Annotated in this window: 27 protein-coding genes, 1 tRNA gene and 1 other RNA gene; 12 read left to right on the top strand and 17 right to left on the bottom strand. The window is 38.9% G+C overall.

Going from position 1 to position 18,145, the window contains the following annotated elements; all coding sequences use genetic code 11:
* Positions 1–99: 99 nt before the first annotated feature.
* From ACPBEH_RS11200 to ACPBEH_RS11135, 14 genes are all read right to left on the bottom strand, one after another.
* A complete protein-coding gene (locus ACPBEH_RS11200) occupies positions 100–498 on the bottom strand; it encodes a hypothetical protein (RefSeq protein ID WP_424349235.1) in 399 nt (132 codons plus the stop codon).
* A 208-nt stretch (positions 499–706) separates the two neighbouring features.
* Entirely contained in the window at positions 707–889 is a 183-nt protein-coding gene (locus ACPBEH_RS11195) for a hypothetical protein (RefSeq protein ID WP_424349234.1), read from the bottom strand.
* Entirely contained in the window at positions 882–1,472 is a 591-nt protein-coding gene (locus ACPBEH_RS11190; RefSeq protein WP_424349233.1) for a hypothetical protein, read from the bottom strand. The genes ACPBEH_RS11195 and ACPBEH_RS11190 overlap by 8 nt, the downstream gene beginning before the upstream one ends.
* A 79-nt stretch (positions 1,473–1,551) precedes the next feature.
* Positions 1,552–2,508: a DnaD domain protein gene (locus ACPBEH_RS11185; protein WP_424349232.1), complete on the bottom strand. Its 957-nt coding sequence runs from the start codon at positions 2,506–2,508 to the stop codon at positions 1,552–1,554.
* A 20-nt stretch (positions 2,509–2,528) separates the two neighbouring features.
* Positions 2,529–2,978: a single-stranded DNA-binding protein gene (gene ssb / locus ACPBEH_RS11180; protein WP_367387554.1), complete on the bottom strand. Its 450-nt coding sequence runs from the start codon at positions 2,976–2,978 to the stop codon at positions 2,529–2,531.
* Complete coding sequence (locus ACPBEH_RS11175; RefSeq protein WP_424349231.1) at positions 2,968–3,654, bottom strand: putative HNHc nuclease; 687 nt, start codon at positions 3,652–3,654, stop codon at positions 2,968–2,970. The genes ssb and ACPBEH_RS11175 overlap by 11 nt, the downstream gene beginning before the upstream one ends.
* Before the next feature lie 4 nt (positions 3,655–3,658).
* Complete coding sequence (locus ACPBEH_RS11170; RefSeq protein WP_424349230.1) at positions 3,659–4,633, bottom strand: AAA family ATPase; 975 nt, start codon at positions 4,631–4,633, stop codon at positions 3,659–3,661.
* Between the two features lie 2 nt (positions 4,634–4,635).
* Complete coding sequence (locus ACPBEH_RS11165; RefSeq protein ID WP_424349229.1) at positions 4,636–5,616, bottom strand: DUF1351 domain-containing protein; 981 nt, start codon at positions 5,614–5,616, stop codon at positions 4,636–4,638.
* A complete protein-coding gene (locus tag ACPBEH_RS11160; RefSeq protein ID WP_424349228.1) occupies positions 5,600–5,878 on the bottom strand; it encodes a hypothetical protein in 279 nt (92 codons plus the stop codon). The genes ACPBEH_RS11165 and ACPBEH_RS11160 overlap by 17 nt, the downstream gene beginning before the upstream one ends.
* A 106-nt stretch (positions 5,879–5,984) precedes the next feature.
* A complete protein-coding gene (locus ACPBEH_RS11155; RefSeq protein ID WP_424349227.1) occupies positions 5,985–6,164 on the bottom strand; it encodes a hypothetical protein in 180 nt (59 codons plus the stop codon).
* Between the two features lie 11 nt (positions 6,165–6,175).
* On the bottom strand, positions 6,176–6,433 hold the full coding sequence (locus ACPBEH_RS11150) for a hypothetical protein (RefSeq protein ID WP_424349226.1): 258 nt from the start codon (positions 6,431–6,433) through the stop codon (positions 6,176–6,178).
* Positions 6,434–6,991, bottom strand: coding sequence for a helix-turn-helix domain-containing protein (locus ACPBEH_RS11145; RefSeq protein WP_424349225.1), 558 nt, complete (start codon positions 6,989–6,991; stop codon positions 6,434–6,436).
* A 61-nt stretch (positions 6,992–7,052) separates the two neighbouring features.
* Positions 7,053–7,214, bottom strand: coding sequence for a hypothetical protein (locus tag ACPBEH_RS11140; RefSeq protein ID WP_424349224.1), 162 nt, complete (start codon positions 7,212–7,214; stop codon positions 7,053–7,055).
* A gap of 23 nt (positions 7,215–7,237) precedes the next feature.
* Complete coding sequence (locus ACPBEH_RS11135; protein WP_424349223.1) at positions 7,238–7,441, bottom strand: helix-turn-helix transcriptional regulator; 204 nt, start codon at positions 7,439–7,441, stop codon at positions 7,238–7,240.
* A gap of 155 nt (positions 7,442–7,596) precedes the next feature.
* Between ACPBEH_RS11135 and ACPBEH_RS11130 the strand changes: the two genes are divergently transcribed.
* The 7 genes from ACPBEH_RS11130 (at position 7,597) to ACPBEH_RS11100 (ending at position 12,025) form a co-directional block, all read left to right on the top strand.
* On the top strand, positions 7,597–7,920 hold the full coding sequence (locus ACPBEH_RS11130; protein ID WP_424349222.1) for a helix-turn-helix domain-containing protein: 324 nt from the start codon (positions 7,597–7,599) through the stop codon (positions 7,918–7,920).
* Positions 7,920–8,321, top strand: coding sequence for an ImmA/IrrE family metallo-endopeptidase (locus ACPBEH_RS11125; RefSeq protein WP_424349221.1), 402 nt, complete (start codon positions 7,920–7,922; stop codon positions 8,319–8,321). Before ACPBEH_RS11130 ends, ACPBEH_RS11125 begins: the two co-directional genes overlap by 1 nt.
* A 58-nt stretch (positions 8,322–8,379) precedes the next feature.
* Positions 8,380–9,828, top strand: a complete 1,449-nt coding sequence (locus ACPBEH_RS11120; RefSeq protein ID WP_424349220.1) for a hypothetical protein — start codon at positions 8,380–8,382, stop codon at positions 9,826–9,828.
* Between the two features lie 54 nt (positions 9,829–9,882).
* Positions 9,883–9,956: transfer RNA gene (locus ACPBEH_RS11115), tRNA-Ile, on the top strand.
* Positions 9,957–10,179: 223 nt separating this feature from the next.
* Positions 10,180–10,380 (top strand): hypothetical protein, encoded by a 201-nt coding sequence (locus ACPBEH_RS11110; protein WP_424349219.1) that lies wholly within the window; start codon positions 10,180–10,182, stop codon positions 10,378–10,380.
* A 69-nt stretch (positions 10,381–10,449) separates the two neighbouring features.
* Complete coding sequence (locus ACPBEH_RS11105) at positions 10,450–10,752, top strand: hypothetical protein (protein WP_424349218.1); 303 nt, start codon at positions 10,450–10,452, stop codon at positions 10,750–10,752.
* Between the two features lie 109 nt (positions 10,753–10,861).
* Complete coding sequence (locus ACPBEH_RS11100; protein ID WP_424349217.1) at positions 10,862–12,025, top strand: tyrosine-type recombinase/integrase; 1,164 nt, start codon at positions 10,862–10,864, stop codon at positions 12,023–12,025.
* Between the two features lie 131 nt (positions 12,026–12,156).
* On the opposite strand, the gene lepA is transcribed toward ACPBEH_RS11100, so the two are convergent.
* Entirely contained in the window at positions 12,157–13,995 is a 1,839-nt protein-coding gene (gene lepA / locus ACPBEH_RS11095) for a translation elongation factor 4 (RefSeq protein ID WP_128522043.1), read from the bottom strand.
* A 134-nt stretch (positions 13,996–14,129) separates the two neighbouring features.
* On the bottom strand, positions 14,130–14,273 hold the full coding sequence (locus ACPBEH_RS11090; protein ID WP_424349216.1) for a hypothetical protein: 144 nt from the start codon (positions 14,271–14,273) through the stop codon (positions 14,130–14,132).
* 143 nt (positions 14,274–14,416) lie between these two features.
* Here ACPBEH_RS11090 and ACPBEH_RS11085 point away from each other — a divergent pair, with 143 nt between their 5' ends.
* The 5 genes from ACPBEH_RS11085 (at position 14,417) to ACPBEH_RS11065 (ending at position 17,632) form a co-directional block, all read left to right on the top strand.
* A complete protein-coding gene (locus ACPBEH_RS11085) occupies positions 14,417–14,728 on the top strand; it encodes a hypothetical protein (protein ID WP_025016394.1) in 312 nt (103 codons plus the stop codon).
* Positions 14,729–14,832: 104 nt separating this feature from the next.
* Entirely contained in the window at positions 14,833–15,363 is a 531-nt protein-coding gene (locus tag ACPBEH_RS11080; protein WP_424349215.1) for a hypothetical protein, read from the top strand.
* Position 15,364: 1 nt separating this feature from the next.
* On the top strand, positions 15,365–16,201 hold the full coding sequence (locus ACPBEH_RS11075; RefSeq protein WP_424349214.1) for a DNA/RNA non-specific endonuclease: 837 nt from the start codon (positions 15,365–15,367) through the stop codon (positions 16,199–16,201).
* 133 nt (positions 16,202–16,334) lie between these two features.
* The gene (locus tag ACPBEH_RS11070) at positions 16,335–17,141 is read left to right on the top strand and encodes a TraX family protein (protein ID WP_424349213.1); all 807 of its coding nucleotides are present in this window, start codon (positions 16,335–16,337) and stop codon (positions 17,139–17,141) included.
* 125 nt (positions 17,142–17,266) lie between these two features.
* Positions 17,267–17,632, top strand: coding sequence for a DUF805 domain-containing protein (locus tag ACPBEH_RS11065; RefSeq protein WP_424349212.1), 366 nt, complete (start codon positions 17,267–17,269; stop codon positions 17,630–17,632).
* A gap of 126 nt (positions 17,633–17,758) precedes the next feature.
* Here the strand turns inward: ACPBEH_RS11065 and ssrA are convergent.
* Positions 17,759–18,128: a transfer-messenger RNA gene (gene ssrA / locus ACPBEH_RS11060) on the bottom strand.
* Positions 18,129–18,145: the final 17 nt, after the last annotated feature.

Raw genomic sequence — 18,145 nt, 5'->3', positions numbered from 1 at the left:
GTTGTTAGCATCTAAAAAATCATTAACCTCATGGATATTGAGTACTGAAACCTGACAACCACACACACATAAATTTAGGTAACTTCACTTTTTCACTCATCACTTAACCTCCCCGATATAATCAACGATCGCTGGGTGTTCACCGAATTTTGGAACTATCTTATTCCGCGCGTCCTCAATTGATTTATTAATTTTCGCGCTATTCTTTTCGAGCAACGGGATAATCGTGTCGTTAATAATGGCACTGACCAATCTTAAGTAGTCCTGTTCAGTCGATGCGTTCACAACTTCATCAGGTCTGAGGATGCTGCATTTGATTCCTGATCCAGACGATAATTCAGTGAAAAAAATTACAGGATAACCTTTACGCATCGCCGGGTGTACTCCAATTTCAATGTTTTTAACATTAGCAACGTTACCAACCGCCGATAACCATCCTTTTTCTTCATCTGCTAACCAGAATCTTTTTAACTGCCTGTCAATTGTTATGATTTCCATCACTTAATCCTCCTAATAATCATTGGTTCAGGCGTAAACTTCGCCCTCCGTAATCGCTACTAATTCTGACTCGTAGCAGAAATAGCACTGACCGATTGCATCTCTGACGCATACGCCATCAGGCAGCACCTCTGAAATGCGGCCGCACACGTTGTAGTTTTTTAATCTCACATACATCCCTTTAGTCATTGTTGTTATCCTTTCCGCGCTAGATAAAGTAAGTCTTGTCCTCTACGCGCCATTCCCAAAACTTGGGATTAATTGACTTAATCTGTTTCTCGGTTAGCGACAACGAATGGGAGTTATCCATTTTGACCCATGTATAGCCGTCGTTAAAACCTAAATACCGACCGCTCTTTGGATGGCGAACCCACCACCTACGTTTAGTCATTTACTCGTACACCTACTTTTATCAACTCTAGGAGCTTGCCCTTCAAAGTCACTCCATCATGATTAATATTGTTTTCATCAAGATATTCTTTAATTTCCTCGATTGTGCTATATGCATCTGGCACACTGGGATCATCACTTTTCTTAAACATTTCAGAATACCCATCCGTTTGCACATTTCTCGATTTGTATGCTCGGTTGGCTCGATAGTAAAAACCATGATCATCTGGCGTACCATAAGTCTTATTAGCGGGAGAGCAGAATAATTTTTCATTACAATCTGGGCATTTCACATAACTATTTCCCCAGTAAGTTATCGTTGTCTGGGCGTAGCCACAGAACGGACATTGCATGTCAACTTTTACTTTTTGCGGGCGATCATAACTCGTCCGCTTACTTTCAGGTTTAGCGGCCTTAATATCTGGCACGCCTTGTTTCTCCGGCTCATCAACGCCTGTGCCCACTTCCAAGGTATCATCTCGACCAGTCGCTAATTGATAAGCCATGAACAACTGTTTAAACTCCAATTCGGCGTCTGTTGTTAGTTTTAATTCAAGTCCGTTATTCTCAATCTGTAATTGCATAATTACCCTCCGCTATGTTTAATTTAAGCCAATTCAACAAATCTATCTACCGGTGTTTTAACTGGTTTATTAACTTCAATCATTTAACTGGTTCCTCTCTACCTTCTTGAATTCTTGCCAGCAACTCGTTAATCTTGGCCTGTTGATCATCCACGACCGCTTTTGACTCAGTGGGCGCCACATAATCCGGCTTAGCCCACTTAGGCTCAACTTCTTGTTTACTAGTAGCGTTCTTATTCGAACGTCTTGAATAGTTTTGCTGTTGCTTCTCGGCCATAAAGTGACGAGTTTCTTCGCGGGCCTGCTCAATAGTCGTTACGTTCTTAGTTTTCCAATCTTCAAGAATCGAAGTAACGTAGCCAAGCGCACCGCTCTTACTTACTCCGTTTTGACCTGCGCGTTTGATTGCCGCATCCGTTAACTCATCCCCGTATGTGTCAATTAGCTCAAACAAAGACTCTCGTTGAACTACGTTTGGGAAGTTCCAAAGTGATTCCCAAGTCGTTAAAGAATTTTCAGGTTTAGAATTTGAACCTACGCTCGGTTCATTAACAGCGGGTACGCTCCCCGTTGCATCTTCATCATCATAATTCTTTAGTTCTTCAGTTCTTAAGTTCTTGTTAGTTGTTAGCTGACTGTTAGGTGATTGTTGGTTGTCTGTTAACTGACTGTTAGTATCATTGTTAGCTTTAACGGACGAACCTTGGTAAAGGCCCCAATTAACAATAGTTATCAACCTATTAACCTTTGTTGATTCGTTTGTTAGAAAATGATACTTTTCTTCAAAACGTTTCAACGCAGTGCGAACGTTCTGCACGGTTATTCCTTTACCGCATGCTTCACATATTGATTTAATTGAAGTGATAAACTGCCCTGGTTTAGTTCTATAAGGCTCCCCCTGCCACTCCCATTCAGATTCTTTGTTATTGGCCATTAATAAGAGAGTGATTAGGATAACCTTTTGTTCAGCAGATGATTGGTTCCAGATTGGTTTATCCAATAACTGCCGATATATTTTTACCCAGCCATTATTCACTGCTGAACCTCCTTATTAATTTAGAATGGTAAATCATCATCAGAAATATCAATCGCCTGTCCAGTATTTGCAAACGGGTCAGATTGATTATTTTGTTGCGGTTTGTTTTGCGTATGGTTTGCTGATTGCTTACCAGACGCCTCACCAGACGCTTTTGAATCAAGCAGGCTAAAGTTATCAACGACAACCTCAGTCACATAGACGCGTTGGCCCTCTTTATTCTCGTAGTTTCTAGTTTGGAGTCGGCCATCAATCCCGATTAACGAACCTTTATGAGTAAAGTTCGATAAATTCTCAGCTGATTTACGCCAGATAATACAATTAAGAAAGTCAGCCTCGCGATCACCGTTTGCGTTCGTAAAATTGCGATTAACTGCTATGTTGAATTGACCAACCGCATTGCCTGATTGCGTGTAACGTAAATCGACGTCTCGCGTGAGACGGCCGACAAGTACGACTCTATTTATCATTTGTGTAATCCCCTTGTATGTTTAAGTTTTTTAGTGTTTCTAAATCCAGCTTCACACCGTCAACCGGCACATGATACTTGTTAGCGAATGCTGGTCGCCCTATCTGTTCAATTTCAACGTGATGTACGCGACACAGCGCCATGAAGTGATGTTTTAAATGTTTTGACTTAGTTCTATTGCTTCCCATGCCTAAAGCGTCTACGTGATGAATATCGGCCTTACAACCACACTCCATACACTTACGATTCTTACAACAGTAGTAACCCCAGTAAGCTTCATCTTTAGGCAATAGATAGAAAGCATCATTTATCGGCACATCATTTCGTAGAATGAACTCGACAACAATTTGAAGCATTACAGTAGCTTCACTCATTGTTGTTGTCGAATTATTATTAAAGCTGATCAATCCACCATTCGTTTTAGTCCTATATTCCTCATAAAAATAATTTTTTAACACCTCAGTGCTATTACCTGACCATTTAAAAATGTCTTCAAGGATTGCAAAGAATAACTTACGTTGTTTGGATGAAAATCGACGTGGATCAATAAACTCAATATCAGCGACAACCTTCGATAGGTTGCCGCCGTATAATACCTTTAATCGCTCCAAATTTGGTAATTCATCAAACTTAAAAGTTACTTCATCACCTTGAATCCTTACCATTCTTGGTAGCACTTAATCACCCCTGTGCAAATACATTGCCTTCCTCATCTTGGATAGTCTCTTTTGCAGAATCGCTATCAGGTAACTTTTCGAGTTCTGAAACCATCGTTACTAAATAGCTATATGGCCATTCATTAAGTGGCGACTTATGGAGTGCTCCGTATACGCCCTTGAATTTAGCGGTTCGAAGCTCAGTCGTCTTTGTTAATTCTTCAATGCGTAAAATTAATTCATTTCGTTTTTTGTTCATATCAATTCCTTGGCTAGACCATTCATAAATTCGATGACCAGTTTCCTCATTAATTAATCCAGAGTCATTAAACATATTCGTGTTGTCCTTAATCGCTTCGGCCGAATGGTCTTGATTAATATTGAAGTTAATAGCAAATTCATATTCCCAACCATCTCGAATCTCTGGTTTTAAACCAACTTTCACCGGGAAGACCTTACCAGCTTCATTTTTTTCCATATCATAGCCGGCCTTACTACGCGCCGTGCAAATCATAAAAACTGAACTATCAGTAATTAATTTGAATAACTTTTCAATCTCTGGTTTAACCTTGCCCCATGCAAGCATGCTATTTTTAGAACTGTGTTTATTAAGGTTATCAACCTGATTCTGTATCCCACCATCGCCGGACCACATATGTGTTAACGAGTCTAGGATAATCACCTCGACTCCTTTTTCTTTTAGTTGACCAATACCAATAGATAACTCATTGGCGTTGTATGGCGGCTTAAAGTCAGCGTGCAAGAACTCACCAACCTGACTTCCGCCAATCTCTGAATCAGCATAGTACTTAGCGCGATTATGTTCAGTGTCAATAACCGCAATTTTCAACCATTGATCATCTACAGGTAAGTCGGGATACATTTTCTCAACAATCCCTTTAGCGATAAGCAGTGAACTAACAGTTTTACCTGACCCACTTGCGCCTGTTACAAGAATCGGAATTTTCATTTTTTCACGTTTAGCAATCGTTACTTCCATGACTAGGCCTCCTTAACTTCATAATCAATGTTGTTATCTTCAAGAAAGTCTTTTAACATCCTAGTTTGTGGCCCCGTGATATTATTTAGCTTTAACAGCACATTGTATGTTTGTGGCGTTGTTACATAAGTCCGCAATTTTACTGGATTCTTTTGTGTTTCAGATTTAATAATCTCGCCAGTATCTGGATCAACATCACGACCTGCAACTTCAACAGTATTTTCTTTTGCCTTATCTTCGGCTAGTTTTGCCATCGCAGCATCATATTCAGCTTGTTTCTTTTGTCGTTCGATTTCAGCAGCAGCTTCACGCTTGGCTTGTTCTCTCGATTGATCCATAAGCTTGATGATTTCAGCAGCGGACTTTCCGTCATCAGCCATCGTTAGCCAGCCTTGCGCGTCCATAGAAACGGCCTTAGCGTAGTTACGAACTAACTCCCGGTTTTCATCTCGACGCTTGATATCATCAAGCATCTTGCTGATTTGGGCATTAACTTCGTCGGTGACATCTTTATCAGTCGCTGTCTTATTGAGCCACTTATCATTGAATTGAATTGAATCAATAAATATTTTATTTTGATTAGCCAAATCGGTTATTAATTCATTTACATGCTGCCTTTTTTTGTCTTTAACAGCTTGGTCATAGAACTTGATTCCTTTATCAATTGGATCAATTACGTTATCAAGGATTGTTGTTAATTCTTTGACTTTATTTTCAAACTCATCAAGCGGTTTATTAACTTCGTGCTTAATAGAAATTCGTCGTTCATCAATTTTCTTCTTTAAGGCACGCATTTGAGCTCGCACTTTCTTGTCATCTTTAAAGGTTTGCTCAGTGATAACAACGTCTTTGTAAGTTGCAGCGTAGTCGATCAGTTGTTTTTTCATCCCGTCAAAATTATCAATGGTTATTTCAGCTGGCTTTAAGTTAACAGGAAACTCAAGGTCCTGTGTTTGAAGTTCGGTACTAGTTATTGTTGTCATTTTTTTTGCCTCCTAACACCCGATCAGATAATTTCATTAAAAAGGCGAATTTCTCAATCGGATTCATCTTACTTAAAACTTCCTCGCAGATATGAGTTAGTAGATGCACTACTTCTGGACCGCTACCCTTAACGTAGATTGTTGTATTCCTTTCCTCATCACTACCATCAACCGGTGCAATACTACTAATAATTGTGCCGCTATTTTCTAAATCGTCCGCGTTCAATACGCTATTCAAAACTTTTTTTAATTGCACTTGCATGATATTTCTCCGTTTCATTTTTTATGATATAATTACCGTATTAATATTTTATCGAACTACTTTATTCGCCGTTGATGTGCCAGCATCAGCGGCTTTTTTGTTGCGCTCATTGCGCCTTTCTATCAGGTCGTACGTACCGGCGACCATCAAACTTAATAACGTTACTATTAGACTTGTCATCATCGAACCCCCATAGATTTTTAAATCCGATTTTGCCAGCTCCATAACAAAGACCGCCAACTGTGATGAATGCTAGTAATAAGATAAAACCGTCAATCTTAATCATTTACTTATCCCCTAACCGACTTCTTGCATTTTTTTAGTTTTTTTATCTAATCGTAATTGCTCTAACTTTGCCTCAATATCAATGCCAGCTGCTGCAGTCTCAACAGCAAACCTTTTTAGTTCATAAATTGATATCTTAGGACGTTTAAATCTCAATGGTTTAATCAGTCCTGCTTCTACTAACAACGGAATAGAGTCTGCTGATATCCTCATACTTTTTGCTGCTTGGGAATAAGTTAGCGTGATGCGTTCAAACTGTTGATTGTCCATTTAATCGGCTCCTTTCACAATTCCCTTCATAATCCACCGTTTAACTCTCTGCTTTAGCATGTCCTGCATCGAAAATCCAAATGACTTACATACATAGGCGATGAGGTTCATTAGATATAAAACAGCATCAAAACATTCATTAACAAGTTTCTCGGGGTCTTTGAAATTCTCTTCTTTACGTTGATCACTTGGAATTGTCATTTCATCCATTGATTCTTGGATACTTGCCATCGCCTGTGACAACTCTGGCATAGTCTTGACTGCCATAGCTAAAGGCTCTTTCATTATCTTGTCGCCATCAATAACCGGCGTTGTGATACCGACCATTTGATTAGCAACTTGCATTGCTAGAAATTGATTTTGCTTTCCAGTTGCCTTCATCAACGCTTCAATATTTTCAAATTGAAGTGGCATATCCCCCTTTTTCAAATGAGCAATTGCACTTGGTGTAACATGCATCCGTTTAGCAATTTCTTTTTGAACTAACTTTCCTTCTTTAATCGTTGTCCCTAAGACACGACTAACGTCAATCTTTCGATTAAACTTGGCCTGATTCATAATTATCAATTTCCCTTCTTAATAGTGAATGATGATTGTCATATGATTTAGACATAAATAACTATGCTAATTCAAAACAAGCTTCATTCAACTCACGCGCAATCATCATTTGGTTAATAAAAATCATTTGATCAAGAGCAACGTCGGATAACGTATTTAGCAACTCTTCACTGCGATCGGGTTCAGCGTTAAGAATTGCTTTAATTTTTTCCTTACGTGACATGTAATCACCTCCTTGTCGAAATACTACATTTTGTAGCTAAAAAGATTAAAAAAAATCTCTTCTTTTGCTACTCCGAATACATCTTCCAATTTCTGCAACTCTCTTGGCTTAGGATTTCTCCGACCGACTTCCCATGCGCTCACTGTTTTCTGTGATACACCAATGATTGAAGCTAGTTGACTTTGAGATATTTCTCTATTCTCTCGTAATTTTTTTAATTTATTCAAACTATCACCTCCGACTACGTTATGTAGCTTACATAAATTATAATATACTACAATACGTAGCATGTCAACATTATTTTCTACTTTTTGTAGTTTAATCCCTAAATAACTACTTTTTGTAGTATTATCACATTAAGATATAGAAATGAGGTTACGTTATGTTTCCAAATAGATTAAAGACTTTGCGAAATGAACACAGTTGGACGCAAGCCGACCTTGCCCAAAGAATCAACGTTTCGCCTAAAACAATAGGTACGTGGGAACGAGGAACTCGCGAACCCCCTATTGAAACAATTACTAAATTATCCGATATCTTTGAAGTTTCATCTGATTATTTACTAGGAAAAACTGAAAATAAAAGTATATCAAAAACCAAAGAAGCAGAAATAACTGATGAACATACAATCATGACTTTTGAAGGTAAACCGATTCAACCTGAGGATTTGGACTTAATAAAACGTCTACTTCGGGGGAAAGAATAATGGAACATATAATTACAAACCTAATCAACTATGCACTCGATAATAATATAGGCGTAACTGCTTTACGTGTGTTATCTCCATATACAGCTTCAGCGGTCGATACAGAAACTAGACACATAGTCTTCAATTTAAATTGGCATAATCAGAATCAGTTAGCTTTTAGCTTGGCGCATGAAATAAGTCACGTATTAAATGGCGATGAATCATTAACGCCGCTTTATTTCACACCAAGTAAATCGAAGTTTGAATTGGAAGCTAATATCGGCGCTGTCAAAATGCTACTGCCCTACTATGTGGCAGACAAAGAAGTTGACCAGCTTAATAGTTACGACTTTATGAAGTGTTTCGGAATACCTTCTCATTTGGAAGATATTATCATAGAAGAAATTAAGAATTATTAAACTACTGTCCAAATGCTGACGACTTTAAAAGCTGTACATATTTTGGAGGAGTAATTTAATGTATAAATTATTTGCTTACTTATTTTATATTTCACTAATAGCGGTTGTGGGGACTGCTATTACAACTTTTATTTTAAAAAAAAGTACAAAAAAGTACCTATGGATTTCACTAGGAGTTTTAGTTTTTAGTTTCTTTATCTCTCAATTTTTTGATGAACCGGCAGACTCCATCAAAGATATTATCAAAATTACTTCAAAAAAATCAGATACTGGCGGTTTTGATACCGACGAAAAAGGCAATTATGTATTGAAAGGTAAAGCACTTCGCAACACAACGGTAACCATTAAAGATGACTTAGACGATAACTACCCTGTGAAAACTAAGAAATTACGTAAAAATCAAAACTTTAAATATAAATTTCACGTTACCCCTAAAGAAGGTAGCCTCGATATCAATTTACACGCTACGGATGGGAAACGAAGTTTTAAACGTGATCTAGATTTCTATAACAATACAGACACGGATGACGGTGAGACAGTGAATGCTCCCTATTACAACACAACAGAGGGACACGTACTTCTATCATCTGACGTTGACAAATTAAACGACGACCAAGAAAATAATTTCTATGAATTTGCCCGTGCCATCGTACAAAAAGAAAATCCTAAGATAAAAATGTCTAATCTTAAAAATTCAACTTTGTATGTCGAAAAATTAAAAAAGAAAAAATCTTATAAACTTATCTATGAATGCATAGATAAAAAAACAAAAAAATCATTTAAATCGTCAATGACCCTGATACCAGATGACAAAGAGATCTCTGGAGACGCCACATTTGAATACAAAGACTATTCATCTGATCTGTCCGAATACAAGCAAACAAACGGTGGGTTAGTGCTGAAAACTGCTGAGTCTTCAAGTGTTACTTCACAGACTGAAAACTCTAGCTCAGCAACAGAACAAAAAGCCCCTGCTGATAACACGACTAAATTGCGTAAGATTAGTAAAAATATTAAAAGCGATACATTCAGTGGGGCAAATATTCAAAATAGTGTATTAACATTTATTATTAAAGATGATGAAGCATACACCGGTATCGGTGGTTTTAAATTAGAACAAAAGCAACTATTAAGAGAAATTGAACAGACAATTCAAAAATATAGAGATAATCCGTTAGCATCAAACGGAATGATTTTTACTGGTGCAAGATATGAACTAGACGACGGTGCTAAATCACCAGCCATTACTTTTTATTTTGATAGTGCTGCTCTTTCATCAATGCCAGACTTTGGAATGAAATCCGCTGATTATTCTAAAGAATATGATGATCCAACCAGATTATTAGACTATGCAACTAACCATTATATTGATGGTATGTTCCTAAAAAATGTTATAAAAAGTAAGGGTATCTACGAAGGAAAGGGATTAATCAAAAACGGTGATGAAACTCCGGACTGGTTAATTGATGTTGAAACTGGAGATACTCTTCCAAAACCATTAAAATAACTTCTCCCCCACTCTGGTGAGACAGCCGCGTTCGATTCGTGGCTGGGGTGTTTTGGACCTTTAGCTCAGTTGGTCAGAGCAGACGGCTCATAACCGCCCGGTCGTAGGTTCGAGTCCTACAAGGTCCATAAATTCAATTTAAAAGGTAGGTGAGCGTTATGTTATATTTTATCGGTACTGTCGCCATCATAATAGCGGAAGTTGTCTACACTATCGAACGCGATAATGACGACGTTCCCTCGCCACTGTCTTTTGTAATTTAACAAAAAAGCACATCCCCTCCCGCCAAGAAGTTGGATGTGCTGTCTCATATAGCACGCTAGTCGATCGACAACAAAGAGGAGGCATTTTATGCAAATAATAATGTTCATTGGAATTATTTTATCATCTATAGGACTAATCTTATTAGCCGCTACTACCCGCTGGGTCAACGGTTGGCTAACAAACTATAAAACTACAAATAGACCCGTATCTTTATTTGGTTGGTTTTTGCTAATCGTTGGTCTTGCAATTATAATTGCTGCTGCTTACGCTAACGGTCAGTTAGGTTAATCCCACTCTGGAGAGTTCAGCTGCGTTCGATTCGTGGCTGGGGATTTAATTAAATAAAGGAGTGTTCACATGAATAAGCAAGAACTGTTAGACTATCTAGAACAAAACTCAAGTGCAATTGACACTTTCCGTGAAAAAGGACTTGAATACCAAAATATGAAAAATCAAAAACGCCAGCCGGCCAAACGTTGGAATGAAACTAAAGTTGATCGTGCCGTCGATAAGATGGTTCAAGAATTTATTGAAAGTATCCACCAAAAAATGATTTTCAATATTAAAAGCGACTCCTACGAATCTTGGCAACAATTCATTGAACAAAATGAAGTTGTTGAAGGTTTAGAAGAATCAGTAAATGAAATGGAATTTGAATAATAGCCTATCAAGTAATATAGATAGGCTATTATTTAACACATCAAAAGAACGTACGTTTGCACACACTGTATTCAATTTCAATAATTAAAAATGATAGGAGTAGATAATTATGGCTGAAGGTAACGTCAGAAAACGCGGTGATAAATGGTACTATTCATTTGAGGCCGCTCAAGTTGATGGGAAACGAAAACGCATTGAACGTGTCGGCGGATATAGCGAGAAAGAAGCTAGAAAAGCTCTTCGAAAAGCTATTGATGAATATGAGAATGGCAACGTCCAAATTAAACTGGATAAAATGAGCGTTGCCGATTACTTTAATTACTGGTTGGTTAACTATGTAGAACGTAATTTAAAATACAATACCGTTAAAAATTACAGGAATATTCTAAAAAAATATATTATTCCAAAGCTAGGCAAGTATAGAGTACGGACTTTATCGCCTGAAATGCTACAAGAATTCATAGATGATATCGCTGATAACGCAACAACGAAACAAGGAAATCCGCTTGCACAGCACACTGTAGCAATTATCTTTACTGTCACAAAAGAAGCACTGAGAAAAGCTGTATTCCCCTATCGAATCATAAAAGATAACCCTATGGCTTATGTAGACATGCCAAAATACGAACCACAGCCAAAGAAAACAAAGCAAGATTTAAAAATTATTACACTTGATCAATACCGAGAACTTCTAAATTACTTCCCGGTAGCAGACTCATTTCATATGCCGCTTGTAATAGCATTTAACACTGGCATGCGTCGTGGTGAAATCTGCGCCCTGACTTGGGACAAAATAGACTTAGTTAATAATACTATTACCGTTGATAGTAACATGATTCAGCACGGCAAAGGCACTTATGAGTTAGCAAGTCCTAAAACAAAAGCCAGTTACCGTACTATTGATATCGGTCAGACTCTAGTTAATGAATTAAAAGGAAAACGTAAATCTCAAATGGAAAATCAAATGAGGTATGGCCACCTTTACGATAAAAGTAATTTTGTTTGCACCGAAGAAAATGGATCACCAGTGCTTCCTAACACGATTAAATATAAAGCACGACTAGTTCAAGATAAATTGCATATGAATTTTAATTTCCATTCACTACGTCACACTCACGCTACTATGCTGCTAGAAGCCGGAGAAAAAATGAAAGTCGTTAGTGAACGACTTGGCCACTCTCGAATCAGTACAACAATGGACACATACTCACACGTTACTCATAAAATGCGCAAAAATACAGTTAGTCTGATCGAACAAATTCAAAATGAATAATGTTGGCAAGCGCACTATCTTGAATAGTTTGAAACACATAAAAAATAGCAGTTTTGCCAACCAACGAAAATTGACGTTGGCAAAATGTTGGCAAAACTGCTATTTTATCACTATTAAATTTCCAAAAATCCTTATTTACCGGCTTTGTCTTCATCGTTCATCTTAAGAATGGACATGAAGGCTTCCTGCGGTACTTCCACCGACCCCACGGATTTCATTCTTTTCTTCCCAGCCTTTTGCTTTTCTAACAGTTTCCGTTTCCGGGTGATGTCGCCACCGTAACACTTGGCAAGCACGTTTTTCCGGAAAGCTTTAACAGTTGAACGGGCAATAATCTTATTCCCGATAGCGGCTTGGATTGGCACTTCGAATTGTTGACGCGGAATCGTTTCTTTCAACTTACCAACAATCACACGGCTCCGTTCAAAGGCAAAGTCGCGATGCACGATGAAACTCAAGGCATCAACCGCTTCGCCGTTCAAGAGGATATCAATCTTAACCAGGTCGCTGGCCCGATAGCCCGTCACTTCGTAATCAAACGATGCGTAACCCTTGGTGTTTGATTTCAAATCATCAAAGAAATCAAAAATGATTTCAGAAAGTGGCATATTGTAGATCACATTTACCCGGTACGTGTCTAAATAATCCATCGTCACGAATTCGCCCCGTTTACGTTGGGCTAATTCCATAACGGCCCCAACATAATCGTTAGGGACCATGATTGACGCTTTGACGTATGGTTCTTTAACTTCTGAAATATTCGATGTTTCTGGCATTTCTGATGGGTTATCAATCACTTCTTCAGTCCCATCAGTCAAGGCAACGTGGTAATCAACCGATGGTGCCGTCATAATCAAGTCTAAATTAAATTCACGTTCCAATCGTTCTTGAACAACATCCATGTGTAACAGACCCAAGAAACCACACCGGAACCCAAAGCCTAAAGCTTGCGATGATTCTGGTTCGAACTCTAAAGCTGCATCGTTTAATTGTAATTTCTCAAGTGCTTCACGTAAATCATTAAACTTCGCATTATCAACGGGATACATCCCTGAATAAACCATTGGTTGGATATGACGATAACCATCAAGTGGTGCATCAGCTGGATTATCAGCTAAAGTGACCGTATCCCCAACGCGTGTATCTTGAATTGTTTTGATGCTAGCTGTGATATAACCAACATCACCGACCATTAAGAAATCACGTTTAACCGCTTTGGGTGACATCACACCAACTTCTGTGACTTCAAATTCTTTACCGCTGTTCATTAAACGAATCTTGTCGCCGACTTTAACCGTTCCATCGACCACTCGAATATTTAAAACAACCCCGCGGTAACTATCGTAATTTGAATCAAAAATTAAGGCTTTAAGTGGAGCTTCTAAATCACCAGTTGGGGCTGGTACATCCGTCACTAGTTTTTCAAGAATTTCTTCAATCCCAATCCCACTTTTGGCACTGGCAAGAACGGCTTCTGACGCATCTAACCCAATCATTTCTTCAATTTCAGCCTTAACAACATCGGGTTGCGCTGATGGGAGGTCAATTTTATTAATAACCGGTACGATTTCAAGATCATCGTCGACTGCTAAATAAACGTTGGCCAATGTTTGGGCTTCAACGCCTTGCGCTGCATCAACAACTAATAAGGCCCCTTCGCAGGCTGCCAAACTTCGTGACACTTCATATGAAAAATCGACGTGCCCTGGCGTATCGATTAAATGGAAAATATAAGTTTCGCCATCTTTAGCATGGTAGTGCAATTCCACCGCATTCAACTTGATGGTAATCCCACGTTCACGTTCTAATTCCATGTCATCTAAGACTTGCGCTTGCATATCGCGCTTGGCAATAGTATCCGTCATCTCAAGAATTCGATCAGCTAATGTTGATTTACCATGATCAATATGCGCGATGATCGAAAAGTTACGAATGTGTTTTTGCCGGTCTAACATTTCTGCGTAATCCATTTATTGTACCTACTTCCTCTGACTATCCCTTAAATTATACCAAGCATGCCACTTAAAAGCGAACAGTATTCATTAAAATGACATCACTAAAAAAGACGACCACTTAAAATTAATTTAGTGAGCGTCTTTAGCAACTATTTTTCCGGATTCGTTTTAGCTTTTTGTTTATCTTTTTTGGCTTCTTCTTGCGATTTATCGTGGGTCACTTCTTCGACGACCTTCTTAACTGTGCCTTCAATCTGATTTTTAAGACTATCTAAACGTTCTTCATTTGCCATCGTTTCTTTCCCCTTTCACTATTCTAACTTTATTTTACGAGTCTTCAGTAGATAATGTCAAAAAGAAGGCCTTTTTTCGTAATCATGGTATACTTAGATTGGATTCATTTTGATTTTTAATTTAAGAATTGGAGTGTGGTACCATGACATTTTTAATGACTTTTTCAAATAACGAGACCGTTACTTTACCGGAAACAGCACGTTTCCACGCTTGGAAAAACGATACAAGTTATCTAAGCGTTGATGAAGACCAAGCCTTCTATTTAGAAGCAATTTTCTCAGGAAGCTATCAAGAAGCTTTGGAATCTGCTAAAGCCAATCAACAAACTGATAGCCAACCCGTTAATGTCCTCGCCGGATTATTAGCCAGCGCTGACTGGTTAACGCTCGACGAACATCCAGATAAATACTACCGTACTAGCACAATTGTTTCATTAGAAGTGCAATCAAATTAAAACACAAGCCTTAGTCTGATGACTGAGGCTTTTTTAGTGGTTGATTGCGTTCAAATCAAGCCCGTAATACAATTAACTAAATCATTTGCTTTGGAGGCTAATTAATGACAATCTTATTGACGATTCTTTTAATCATCAGTATCATCACCAGCGTTTATTATTTCACGAAACACCCTTATCATCGTCGCTTCTGGTTGAGCCTGGTATTTTTGCTTGTGGCAATCATTGGCCTAGGCACCACTAATACACTTATTAACTCGGCGAGTGCTTCAAAAACAAAGGTTCAGCACGTTTCGAAAAAAGAAGGACAACGTGCCAAAAAAGAAGCACTCGCCAACTCAACCTCACTTAAAAAACAACTAGCGGCCAAAAAATCAGAGGCTAGTAGTCTATCAATTGCGGTTTCTGAACAAGAAGCGGCTACTGAAAGTAATGTGCAATCGACCGCCACAGTCGATACAACCCAAACAACCGCTAATCAAGCTGAAGAAATGGTGACAGTGGCACCCAACGCCGGTAAAAAATACCATCTCGATGCAAACTGTCGCGGCCTAAAACGCGCCACGAGTACAACAACGATGACTCTGGCCGAAGCACAAGCGCAAGGCTATACGCTTTGTGGCTGGGAGGATTAATATGTCAAAATTAAAAGCAACCACCACTCTCATTATCGGGTTACTCCTTGCAAGCAGCCCCCTCATCACGCCGAAGCCGATCCAAGCAGCTTCAGGGACTGCGGATTATCAACAAGCGCAAAAAATTAACCAAAAGAATAAAAAGACTAGCAAGAAAATCAGCAAATTGCAACGACAGATCAACAAGCTCAATAAGCAACTCGCTAAACTGGCAACTGAAACCAATACCCCCATCGCTAATACAACAAATCACGCCGCTTCTGAGCTGGCAACATTAGATTATCAAGGCGATAACGAAATTATCGTCAACAACAACCAGCCTACCTTTACCGCAGCTGATCTGGCCACTACAAAGGGCCCTTGGCAGACTTTTAGTAACCTCGATCAATTAAATCGGGCTGGTACCGCCAATGCGCTCTTAAACAAAAGCATGATGCCAACCGCTAAACGAGAAGGACTTACTTGGAACCCGACTGGTTGGCGTAATAAGCGGGTAAAATCCGGTTGGCTCTATAATCGTAGCCATTTAATCGGTTATCAACTGACCGGTGAAAACAACAACCCTAAAAACCTCATCACCGGTACCCGCCAATTGAATGCGCCCGAAATGTTGGCTCATGAATCAGATATTGCGACCTACCTCAAAAAACACCCCTCAAGCTACGTGCGTTACCGTGTGACACCCATTTTTAGAGGGAATGAATTATTAGCGCGTGGCGTCCAAATGGAAGGTCAATCAATTGGCGACAATAGCATTCAATTCAACACTTACATCTTTAACGTTGCAGATGGTGTTACCTTAAATTACGCAGATGGTTCGAGTAAAACTGCCAAATAAACACATTAAGCAAAGTCTTTTAGGACTTTGTTTTTTTGTTATCTAACAGAATTGTCACTCAGGATTTAATACTTATCATCAAACTTAAAACATGAGATAATATAGCCATTAAATCTTTTAGGGGAGTTACTTTATGCAAGTCAAATCACATCAGATTATGAACAATTTCGATATTAAGATTTTAGGGATCTTGCTCATGTTCGTTGACCATATCCATCAAATGTTCGCCGGCGCGGGAGTCCCTGACTGGGTCGATTGGTTCGGTAGACCAGTTGCTACGATTTTCTTCTTCATGGCAGTTGAAGGTTTTACGCACACTCGCAATCAAAAGCGCTACCTACTCCAACTACTTATCGGCTTTTGGGTAATGAGTTTTGGGGATCGTCTCATTCAACAATTCTTCACGGTCGGTGATATCGCCCTATCGAACAATATTTTCACGGACTTATTCATCGCCGTACTAGCGATGTACGGTATTCAGGAAATTACAGCAGGTATACGCGCTCATCGTGCCAAGCAAATCACAATCGGGATTTTAGCAATCATCGTCCCCATTCTCATGTCACTACTAGTGATTTTACTAATTGTTAATCCTAAAACAGCAATGTTAGCGGCTAATATTGGGATGGTTATCCCAACCATCACACTTGCCGAAAATTCTATTTTTCTTTATATCGGTGTCTTCTTTTACCTTTTCCGCAATAATCGGTTACTGCAATGCCTGACAATTATTGTTTTTGCCGTTATTAACGCAGGTGCCAACTCAGGTTTTGCTTTCACTGGACTATTGACGACCAATACCCAATGGATGATGATTTTTGCAATCATTCCAATCGTGTTATACAACGGCCAAAAAGGGCGTAGTATGAAGTCATTTTTCTACTTCTTCTACCCAATACACATTTGGTTATTGTACATTCTCGCTTCATTTATCATTTAGTGCCATTTAACAAGCTAAAAACTGTCAATCAGTAAACGCAATATGCCATAATATTATTAACAGCAAAGCGTTTTTCTTATCGTTTAAAAATGCTAAGAGCTGATTAATGGAAAGGGGTTTTTATCATGGTAAAATCATATCAAAGATATTGGGCACGCATTCTTGATTTCACGGGGACCTCAAATCGTCCCGATTTTTGGTGGCCAATTATTATTAACTATATTTTAGGTGGCATTATTATTGGGATTATTCAGGCAATGACCGGGCATCCAATCTCAGAAATTTATAACATTGGTGATTTAGGCATTTCGATGGGCCGTAATATCGTAGTTTTCATTGTATGGATCGCAACTTTATCCGTTAAAATCCGTCGTCTTCACGATACAGACCGCTCAGGCTGGTGGGTCCTTATTGAGTTCGTACCACTTATCGGGACAATCTGGTTCTACATCTTAATGCTCTTACCAACAAAATCAAATCGTTGGGCATAAGCAATTTATGTAACAGTCACGCTTGTGGCTGTTATTTTTTTACAACAAAAAAGGCATTTAACACCGTTACGGTAGTGTTAAATGCCTTTTATTAAGCTAATTAATTAGCTTAACCCTTGTTTTATCCAATGGAGCCGGCGGGGGTTGAACCCGCGTCCATGCGCATTGCCACGTCAATCTCTACACTCATAGTCGAACTATTTAGAAATTCGCTAGCCCAAAACGCCGTTCAACAGAGGCTCGGATGGACTAACTAGTTTGCAAATCTCTTTTAAACACTTCAAACGGCGGCATTTAACGTAACCCAATTAATTTGAGACCCGGATCTAACCCTTGGGTGAAGTCAGGCGGATCACGCTATGCTGGTGTTTAGGCAGCTACAGCGTAAGAATTGTTATTGTTTGCAGTTATAATTAACTGTAACGTTGTTAACGCAGACGTAACCTACGAAGTGCAATTCACGCTCACCTACACATGTCGAATCCGTAACGGCCCCGATATGCATAGCATATT

The sequence above is a fragment of the Latilactobacillus parasakei genome, from assembly GCF_049674265.1.
GTDB lineage: Bacteria > Bacillota > Bacilli > Lactobacillales > Lactobacillaceae > Latilactobacillus > Latilactobacillus sakei.
The sequence above is the reverse complement of the archived record's forward strand: the minus strand, read 5'-3'. Positions and strand labels throughout refer to the sequence as shown.

Coding starts and splice junctions, on each gene's coding strand:
- ACPBEH_RS11200 (WP_424349235.1), bottom strand. CDS start 498: ATGGAAATCATAACAATTGACAGGCAGTTAAAAAGATTCTGGTTAGCA.
- ACPBEH_RS11195 (WP_424349234.1), bottom strand. CDS start 889: ATGACTAAACGTAGGTGGTGGGTTCGCCATCCAAAGAGCGGTCGGTAT.
- ACPBEH_RS11190 (WP_424349233.1), bottom strand. CDS start 1,472: ATGCAATTACAGATTGAGAATAACGGACTTGAATTAAAACTAACAACA.
- ssb (WP_367387554.1), bottom strand. CDS start 2,978: ATGATAAATAGAGTCGTACTTGTCGGCCGTCTCACGCGAGACGTCGAT.
- ACPBEH_RS11170 (WP_424349230.1), bottom strand. CDS start 4,633: ATGGAAGTAACGATTGCTAAACGTGAAAAAATGAAAATTCCGATTCTT.
- ACPBEH_RS11165 (WP_424349229.1), bottom strand. CDS start 5,616: ATGACAACAATAACTAGTACCGAACTTCAAACACAGGACCTTGAGTTT.
- ACPBEH_RS11160 (WP_424349228.1), bottom strand. CDS start 5,878: ATGCAAGTGCAATTAAAAAAAGTTTTGAATAGCGTATTGAACGCGGAC.
- ACPBEH_RS11155 (WP_424349227.1), bottom strand. CDS start 6,164: ATGATTAAGATTGACGGTTTTATCTTATTACTAGCATTCATCACAGTT.
- ACPBEH_RS11150 (WP_424349226.1), bottom strand. CDS start 6,433: ATGGACAATCAACAGTTTGAACGCATCACGCTAACTTATTCCCAAGCA.
- ACPBEH_RS11145 (WP_424349225.1), bottom strand. CDS start 6,991: ATGAATCAGGCCAAGTTTAATCGAAAGATTGACGTTAGTCGTGTCTTA.
- ACPBEH_RS11140 (WP_424349224.1), bottom strand. CDS start 7,214: ATGTCACGTAAGGAAAAAATTAAAGCAATTCTTAACGCTGAACCCGAT.
- ACPBEH_RS11130 (WP_424349222.1), top strand. CDS start 7,597: ATGTTTCCAAATAGATTAAAGACTTTGCGAAATGAACACAGTTGGACG.
- ACPBEH_RS11125 (WP_424349221.1), top strand. CDS start 7,920: ATGGAACATATAATTACAAACCTAATCAACTATGCACTCGATAATAAT.
- ACPBEH_RS11120 (WP_424349220.1), top strand. CDS start 8,380: ATGTATAAATTATTTGCTTACTTATTTTATATTTCACTAATAGCGGTT.
- ACPBEH_RS11110 (WP_424349219.1), top strand. CDS start 10,180: ATGCAAATAATAATGTTCATTGGAATTATTTTATCATCTATAGGACTA.
- ACPBEH_RS11105 (WP_424349218.1), top strand. CDS start 10,450: ATGAATAAGCAAGAACTGTTAGACTATCTAGAACAAAACTCAAGTGCA.
- ACPBEH_RS11100 (WP_424349217.1), top strand. CDS start 10,862: ATGGCTGAAGGTAACGTCAGAAAACGCGGTGATAAATGGTACTATTCA.
- lepA (WP_128522043.1), bottom strand. CDS start 13,995: ATGGATTACGCAGAAATGTTAGACCGGCAAAAACACATTCGTAACTTT.
- ACPBEH_RS11090 (WP_424349216.1), bottom strand. CDS start 14,273: ATGGCAAATGAAGAACGTTTAGATAGTCTTAAAAATCAGATTGAAGGC.
- ACPBEH_RS11085 (WP_025016394.1), top strand. CDS start 14,417: ATGACATTTTTAATGACTTTTTCAAATAACGAGACCGTTACTTTACCG.
- ACPBEH_RS11080 (WP_424349215.1), top strand. CDS start 14,833: ATGACAATCTTATTGACGATTCTTTTAATCATCAGTATCATCACCAGC.
- ACPBEH_RS11075 (WP_424349214.1), top strand. CDS start 15,365: ATGTCAAAATTAAAAGCAACCACCACTCTCATTATCGGGTTACTCCTT.
- ACPBEH_RS11070 (WP_424349213.1), top strand. CDS start 16,335: ATGCAAGTCAAATCACATCAGATTATGAACAATTTCGATATTAAGATT.
- ACPBEH_RS11065 (WP_424349212.1), top strand. CDS start 17,267: ATGGTAAAATCATATCAAAGATATTGGGCACGCATTCTTGATTTCACG.